Origin of the sequence: Actinoplanes sp. NPDC048791, assembly GCF_040650095.1 — a bacterium.
Classification (GTDB): domain Bacteria; phylum Actinomycetota; class Actinomycetes; order Mycobacteriales; family Micromonosporaceae; genus Actinoplanes.
The window spans coordinates 1-3,050 of sequence record NZ_JBEZGQ010000994.1 but is presented as its reverse complement, the minus strand read 5'-3'; the positions used below and the strand labels follow the sequence as shown (position 1 = coordinate 3,050).

Genomic DNA, 3,050 nt, shown 5'->3' with positions numbered 1-3,050 from the left:
CGCGTACAGGCCGAACATCATCATCCGGGCGACCCAGAAGAAGAGGATGTCGTAGCCGGCCGGCCTCGGCGATCCGCCTGATGTGCCCGGCCAGCACGTCGGCCGCCGCGCGGGTGGCGGCCGAGGCGGCGTGGCCGGTGCGGGGTCGCCCGTACATCAGTTTGTAGAGCGCGGGGTTGGCCAGGCCCAGCTCCACGTGCAGGTCCCAGCCGCGGCGCAGGTCCGACACCGGGTCGTCGGACAGCGGCGCCACGGATTTGGTGGCCAGATATTGCTGGAGCCCGTGGGTCGCGATGACGTCGAGCAGGCCCTGCTTGTCGCCGAAGAACCGGTAGATGGTCGGCGGCTGCACCCCGGCGGCCGCGCTGACGGCCCGCGTGGAGATGGCGTCCTCGCCGCCCGCGGTCAGCAGCTCCAGAGCCGCGTCGACGATGCGGTCACGCGTGTTGTCACTCACAAAACCAATGATAACTCAATCTTGATTCCACTGGTATTTCCAGTGGTACGGTTCCTGCGTTATCACTGGAAAGGACATCACATGATCATCGTTACCGGGGCAAGCGGACAGCTGGGCAGCGCCGTCCTCGACAACCTGCTGGAGCACGTGCCGGCCGATCAGCTCGGGGCCAGCGCCCGCGATCCGCAGCAGCTCACCGGCCTGCAGCAGCGCGGCGTCCGGGTCCGGCCAGGCGACTTCGACAACCCCGCCGGCCTGAGCGACGCCTTCGAGGGGGCGTCCACCGTGCTCATCGTCTCGGTGAACAGCACCGGGGCGGAGTCCGTGCGCCGGCACCGCAACGCTGTCGACGCCGCAGTCGCGGCGGGCGCCAAGCGGATCGTCTACACCAGCCACATGGGTGCCGGCCCGGCTTCGCCGTTCCCGCCGATGCCCGACCACGCCGCGACCGAGGACGCTCTGCGGCAGGCCGGCGTCGCGTTCACCTCGCTGCGCAACGGCTTCTACGCCAGCACAGTCCCGCTGCTGCTCAGGCATGCCCTGGAGACGGGCGAGCTGCGGGTGCCCGAGGACGGCCCGGTCGCCTGGACCACCCACGCCGACCTGGCCGCGGCGGCCGCGCGGATCCTGGTCGACGGCGGCTTCGACGGTTTCACCCCGCCGCTGACCGGCCCGGCAGCGGTCGACATGACCCGGGTGGCCGAGATCGCGGCGCAGCGCATCGGCCGGCCCATCCGCCGGGTGGTCGTCGCGGACGAGGAATACCGGCAGGGGTTGCTCGCCGCGGGTCTGCCCGAGGCCGCCGCCGACATGCTGGTGGGCCTGTTCGCCGCGAGCCGGCACGGCGACTTCGGGCCCGCCGACCCGACGCTGGCCGGCCTGCTGGGCCGCCCCGCCACCAGCATCGAGGACTACCTGGTCAGCTCGCTGCCGGCCGGTCCGGAGCGATGAGCGACCACACCTCGGTGTCGTGGCGGACACCTTTGTAGAGGAATTCCCCGCGCAGCACGCCGTCCAGGCGCATGCCCAGGCGGCGGGCGACGTTCGAGCTCGCGGTGTTGTCCGTACGGCAGTGCCACTCGACGCGGAAGATGCCCCGCACCTCGATCGCCCAGTCGATGAGGAGCCGGGCGGCGCGGCTGATCAGGCCGCGGCCCTGGGCGGCCGGCTCCAGCCAGCAGCCGACCTCACAGGTGCCCGCGGCCACGTCGAAGTGGACGAACATGACGCCGCCGACCAGCGTGCCGTCGAGCCAGATGCCGTGCAGCCGGCCGCTGTCGCCGGCCGCCTTGTCCGCATAGCGCTGCAGGGTCGCCGTCGCGGACTCCAGATCAGTGCTGATGCCCGCCCACGGGATCCACGGGTCCACGGTGGCGCGGGCCCGGTCCATGTGGGCGAGGAATTCCGGCGCCTGCCACGGCTCCAGCGGCCGCAGCTGCGCTCCTCCGCCAAGATCGATCGCGTACATCCCGGCAGCCTACCCAGGGGTGACGACGAGTCCGGGCACCGCGACACCGATCCGGCCCGGGTATTCGGCCGCCGCCTCGGCAACGGCGGCCCGATGGTCGGTGCCGGGCCACAGATGGGCGAGCAGCAGGTGCCGCGCTCCCGCTTCCCGGGCCTGCCGGCCCGCATCCCGCGGACCACTGAGCAGACCCAGATCATCCACCGGTACGCCGCTCAGATGCGTCGCGTCGGCGATCAGCAGATCCGCGTCCCGGGCCAGCGCCACCACCTCGGGACTCGGGCCGCAGTCCCCCGTGTACGCCAGCACCCGCCCACCGGCGGCCAGCCGGATCCCCGCGTTGGGCACAAAATGCGGCAGCAGCCGGGTCGACGCGGCGAACGGGCCGACCCGGAAGGGCTCCCCCGGCGTGAGCTCGTGCAGCACGTAGGCGTCGTCGAGCATCCCCGGCCGGTCCAGCGCCAGGACCGCGTCGAGCGCGCCCGGCAGGGCGTAGACCGGCAACGGCGCCGGCGGATCCGCGCTCAGCGCCCGGGCGCGCAGCAGCGGGTTCAGGTCCGCGCAGTGGTCGGGGTGGCCGTGGCTGACAAAGACCGCGTCGACCGGCCCGGGCAGCCGCGGCATGGTGGCGTAGCCCAGATCGAGCACCAGCCGGAAGCCGTCGTGCTCGACGAGGTAGCCACTGCAGGCCGAGCCCGGCTCCGGCCACGCGCCGCAAGCCCCCAGCACAGTCAGCCGCATCCGCAACCGCCACTCAGCGAATTCACAACAAAAACCCGCATAGTGGAGAGCGCCCCCGTCCGGCCTTGGAGGTCTTCATGGGTCTCGTGCTCGCCATCGTGAGCTTGGTGTTGCTGCTGCTGCAGGTGTTGCTGATCGCCCGGGCGGTGCTCGACTGGACCGTGGCGCTGGCCGGGCCGTCCGCGTACGGGTCCGTGCGTTCCCGGCTCTCCGCCGGGGTGCACGCGGTGACCGAGCCGATCCTGGCCCCGGTCCGCCGGGTCGTGCCGCCGTTGCGTCTCGGCGGGATGTCCCTCGACCTGGCCTTCATCGTGGTCTTCCTGGCCATCGTGATCATCCGCTCGCTGATCGGCTGACCCCTCCCGACTTCTACTGACCGACGACGGC

The 3,050-nt window shown here is 71.9% G+C and carries 5 protein-coding genes; 2 read left to right on the top strand and 3 right to left on the bottom strand.

Translation table 11 applies throughout. The features are described 5' to 3' along the window. On the bottom strand, nucleotides 1–457 hold a 457-nt coding region (locus AB0C29_RS41040), incomplete at its 3' end, for a TetR/AcrR family transcriptional regulator (RefSeq protein ID WP_360832541.1). Nucleotides 458–538: 81 nt separating this feature from the next. On the opposite strand from AB0C29_RS41040, the gene AB0C29_RS41035 reads away from it, so the two are divergent. Further along, nucleotides 539–1,408 carry an NAD(P)H-binding protein gene (locus AB0C29_RS41035; protein ID WP_360832539.1) on the top strand — a complete coding sequence of 290 codons (870 nt, stop codon included), beginning with the start codon at nucleotides 539–541 and terminating at the stop codon, nucleotides 1,406–1,408. On the opposite strand, the gene AB0C29_RS41030 is transcribed toward AB0C29_RS41035, so the two are convergent. Together AB0C29_RS41030 and AB0C29_RS41025 are read right to left on the bottom strand one after the other, a co-directional pair. Next, nucleotides 1,377–1,925, bottom strand: coding sequence for a GNAT family protein (locus tag AB0C29_RS41030; protein WP_360832536.1), 549 nt, complete (start codon nucleotides 1,923–1,925; stop codon nucleotides 1,377–1,379). The two genes, AB0C29_RS41035 and AB0C29_RS41030, sit on opposite strands and share 32 nt — an antisense overlap. Before the next feature lie 9 nt (nucleotides 1,926–1,934). After that, nucleotides 1,935–2,663: an MBL fold metallo-hydrolase gene (locus AB0C29_RS41025; protein ID WP_360832534.1), complete on the bottom strand. Its 729-nt coding sequence runs from the start codon at nucleotides 2,661–2,663 to the stop codon at nucleotides 1,935–1,937. A gap of 77 nt (nucleotides 2,664–2,740) precedes the next feature. Here AB0C29_RS41025 and AB0C29_RS41020 point away from each other — a divergent pair, with 77 nt between their 5' ends. Continuing rightward, nucleotides 2,741–3,019, top strand: a complete 279-nt coding sequence (locus tag AB0C29_RS41020; RefSeq protein ID WP_360832531.1) for a YggT family protein — start codon at nucleotides 2,741–2,743, stop codon at nucleotides 3,017–3,019. Nucleotides 3,020–3,050 lie beyond the last annotated feature (31 nt).